Here is a 3,876-nt window from a genome sequence, read left to right as displayed (position 1 = left end):
GGGGTCTCTCGGCTTCAACAGCGACGAGGCCGTCTACGCCGGGCAGGCCGCCTCGCTCGCCGGCAACCCGAACTACGCGCCCTTCTTCCCGGTGTTCCGCGCCCACCCGATGCTCTTCCAGACCCTCCTGTCGCCGTTCTTCCGCACCGGCGAGGTCGACGTGGTCGGGCGGGTGGTGGTGGCGGCGCTGGGCGTGGCCACCGTGCTGGCCGTCCACCTGCTGGGTGCGCGGCTCTACAGCCGGCGGGTCGGACTGGTCGCGGCGCTGCTGGTCGCCGTCATGCCGTACCACGTGGTGGTGACCCGGCAGGTCCTCCTCGACGGACCGATGGTGCTGTTCGCGACGCTCACCCTCTACTGCCTGGTGCGGTTCGTCCAGGACCAGCAGGTGCTCTGGTACGTCGCGACCGGCGCCATGCTGGGCGTGACGATGCTGACGAAGGAAACCAGCGTCGTCCTGGCCGGCGGGGTCTACGCGTTCCTGGCGCTGACCCCGATGGTGCGGCGGCCAGTGCGGATGTCGCTGCTCGCCCTCGCCGCGATGCTGGTGGTCTTCCTGACCCATCCGGTCTCGCAGGCCCTGGCCGGGCGCAGCCAGACCGGCAAGAGCTACCTGGTGTGGCAGCTGTTCCGGCGGCCCAACCACTCGATGGGGTTCTACGTCGAGACCGTGCCGTCGGCAATGGGGCTGCTCGTGGTGGCGGCGGCCATCGGCGGCCTCTGGTGGCTGCGCCGGCACCGCTCCTGGCGGGAGACGCTGCTGGTCTCGTGGATCGCGGCACCCGTGCTCTTCTTCCAGCTGTGGCCCGTCAAGGGTTTCCAGTACCTGCTGCCCGCCGCGGCGCCGGTGGCGATCCTCGCCGCCCGGGCCCTCACCGGCCTGCCGGTACCCGGCCGGATCGGCCGGCTGTTCGCCCGGGCCGACGGGGCACCGGACCGGCGGGCCCGTGCGGTGCGGACGGTGCGTATCGCGGTGATCGCGCTGGTCACCCTGAGCCTGCTCGTGCCCAGCTGGACCGCGGTCAACCAGGCCGACAACGCCACCTTCCTCGCCGGCTCCGGTGGGGTGCCCGGGGGCCGGGAGGCCGGCCGGTGGCTGGCCGCCAACTCGCCGGAGGGGTCGGTGGTGCTCACCCTCGGCCCGTCGATGGCCAACATCATCCAGTACTACGGTCACCGTCGCAGTTACGGGTTGTCGGTCAGTCCGAATCCGCTGCGGCGCAACCCGTCGTACGCCCCGCTGCCCAACCCCGACTGGTGGCTGCGCCACAACGACCTGCAGTACGTGGTCTGGGATTCGTTCTCCGCCGGGCGCTCGGCGTTCTTCTCCGAGCGGTTGATGGTCCTGATCCGCCGCTACCACGGCCGCGTCGTGCACACGGAGTACGTCGACGGGACCGACTCCACCGGGGCGCGGGTCCCGGTTCCGGTGATCATCATCTACGAGGTGCGTCCATGACCGACCCGACCCGCCCGTACCGCCGCCGTGCCGGCCGCCTGCTGGCCCGCGCGCTGCTCGTCGCCGGTCTGCTGGCGCTCGCCAACCCGGGCGCCGCGCTCGCCGCGCCAGCCCGCACGGCGCCGAGTCCCACCACGCCGATCGACCACTTCGTCTTCCTGATGCAGGAGAACCACACCTTCGACAACTACTTCGGCACCCGGCCGGGGGTCGACGGCATCCCCGCCGACACCTGCATGCCGGTCCGCCGGGACCAGGCCGAGCCGTGCGTCAAGCCCTTCCACATGGGCGAGCTGGGCAGCCTCGACCTGGACCACACCGCCGAGGCGTTCCGGGTGCAGTACAACAAGGGCCGGATGGACGGCTTCGTCGAGGGGGTGAGCACCCAGGGCAAGGACGGCAAGCTCGCGATGGGCTACTACGACGATCGCGACCTGCCGTACTACTGGAACATCGCCGACGAGTACGTGCTCTTCGACCGCTTCTTCAGCTCGTCCAACTCGGGGAGCATCCGCAACCACATGTTCCGGGTGACCGGGGGCCCGGGCGCGACCGGGAAGTCGGAGTCGATCCCCGCGCAGGGCTGGGGTGACATTCCCACCATCTTCGACCGGCTGGAGGCCGCGGGGATCAGCTGGAAGTTCTACGTGGAGAACTACGATCCCACGATCACCTTCCGCTCCCGCACCAGCGAGGAGGACGTCGACCGGGGCGCGCAGGTGATCTGGGTGCCGCTGCTGGCCTACGCGCGCTACGTCGATGACCCCCGGCTGTTCGGCAAGATCGTCGACCTGGACGAGTACTACGAGGACGCGGCCAAGGGCAACCTGCCGGCGGTCTCGTTCATCGCCCCGGCCGGCGACAGCGAGCACCCGCCCGGCAGCATCCGGGCCGGGCAGAACCTGGTCCGGACGCTGCTCACCCAACTCATGCGGTCGCCGAACTGGGACTCGTCGGCGTTCCTCTGGTCGTACGACGACTGGGGCGGCTGGTACGACCACGTCGTGCCGCCGCAGGTCGACCGGTACGGCTACGGCTTCCGGGTGCCCGCGCTGCTGGTGAGCCCGTACGCCCGCCGCGGACACGTCGACTCCACCACGTTGGACTTCACCTCGGCGCTCAAGTTCATCGAGGTCAACTGGCGGCTGAAACCGTTGGCCGAGCGCGACGGGAAGGCCAACACCTTCCTCGATGCCTTCGACTTCGACCGACCACCCCGGCCGGCGGTCTTCCTCAGCACCGAACGGACGCCGCCCGTCGTGGTGAGACCGGACCCGGTGCCGGTGTACACCTCGTACGCGGTGACGGGCAGCCTGGTGGCCGCGCTGGTCGGCGTCGCGGCGGTTCGGCGGCGGCGGTGGACGTGATCCGGCGAGCCGTCCGCGCCGCCCTGCTGTCCCTGGCGGCGGTCCTGCTGGCGGTCGTCCTGCCCACCGCCGCCAGCGCCGCCCGGTCCGCACCGGCGCGGCCGGGGATCCTGCACCTGCAGACGGTGCCGCCGTTGCGGGGCGTGGTGGTGAAGGTGGACGGAAAACTGGCCCGCTCCGACGCCAAGGGCCGCATCCAGGTCGCCGTCCGCAACTTCATCGACCTCGACAAGCGCCTGATCGTGCCGGAGACCCGGATCAGCGACGACCGGAAGGTGGTCTTCGACCGGTTCCGGGGCGACGTCGACGCCGGCGCGCGCGGCAAGGTGGTGGAGCTCGGTCTGCGTACCGCCCGGCTGGTGTCCTGGAGCTTCATCGACCGGTTCGGTGCGGTGGTGCCGCCGGACCGGGTCGCCGCCATGCGGCTGCGCAGCAACACCGGTGAGGTCCTCGACCTGGCCGGCGCCGAGCTGACCCGGCCGCGCTGGGTCGCGGAGAGCCGCACCCAGCAGGGACCGCGCGGGCTGGTGTCGAAGCAGCTCTACTACGTGGTCGACAGCGCGATGGTGGACGGCACCTCGGTGGTCAACCGGGCGGGACAGCGGTTCGTGCCGTGGGAGCGGACGGCCTGGGTGGTGCAGCTGCTCTTCTTCCGGGTCTCGTTCACGGCGGCCGACATGTTCTTCACCCACCGGGTCGGCGACGGCATCGAACTCACCCGCGCCGACGGTGCCGTGCAGCGGCTCCCCTTCGGCCCGGACGGCTCGGCGGTCGTGCCCGACCTGCCGCGCGGCACGTACACGGTGACGGTCTTCGGCGGTGGCGTGTCGTTCGGCCGCCCGGTCAGCATCAGCAAGGACCAGCAGGTGGCACTCACCGTGATCAGCGTGGCGGACCTGGCGCTGGTGACGACCGCGATCCTGGTCGTCGCGGTGGGCCTGGTGCTGCTCGGGCGGCCCGGCTCCGCGCGCCGGCCGGAGCCGGGGCGATGACCAGTGGCTCGTAGCCCCGCGCCACCAGGTGCTCCGCGGTCCGGACGACCGAATGCGC

The 3,876-nt window shown here is 71.3% G+C and carries 3 protein-coding genes; all 3 read left to right on the top strand.

Features of this window, described 5'->3' with window-relative positions:
- The coding region (locus tag DKL51_RS16390; protein ID WP_124812214.1) for a glycosyltransferase family 39 protein at positions 1-1,459 on the top strand (1,459 nt) is incomplete at its 5' end.
- Entirely contained in the window at positions 1,456-2,826 is a 1,371-nt protein-coding gene (locus DKL51_RS16385; RefSeq protein WP_124812213.1) for an alkaline phosphatase family protein, read from the top strand. The genes DKL51_RS16390 and DKL51_RS16385, both read left to right, overlap by 4 nt.
- Positions 2,823-3,818 carry a hypothetical protein gene (locus DKL51_RS16380; protein ID WP_124812212.1) on the top strand — a complete coding sequence of 332 codons (996 nt, stop codon included), beginning with the start codon at positions 2,823-2,825 and terminating at the stop codon, positions 3,816-3,818. Before DKL51_RS16385 ends, DKL51_RS16380 begins: the two co-directional genes overlap by 4 nt.
- Positions 3,819-3,876 lie beyond the last annotated feature (58 nt).

Source organism: Micromonospora globispora (assembly GCF_003857015.1).
In the GTDB taxonomy this organism is placed as follows: domain Bacteria; phylum Actinomycetota; class Actinomycetes; order Mycobacteriales; family Micromonosporaceae; genus Micromonospora; species Micromonospora globispora.
This window is presented reverse-complemented; position numbering and strand designations above follow the sequence as displayed.

Coding starts and splice junctions, on each gene's coding strand:
- DKL51_RS16385 (WP_124812213.1), top strand. CDS start 1,456: ATGACCGACCCGACCCGCCCGTACCGCCGCCGTGCCGGCCGCCTGCTG.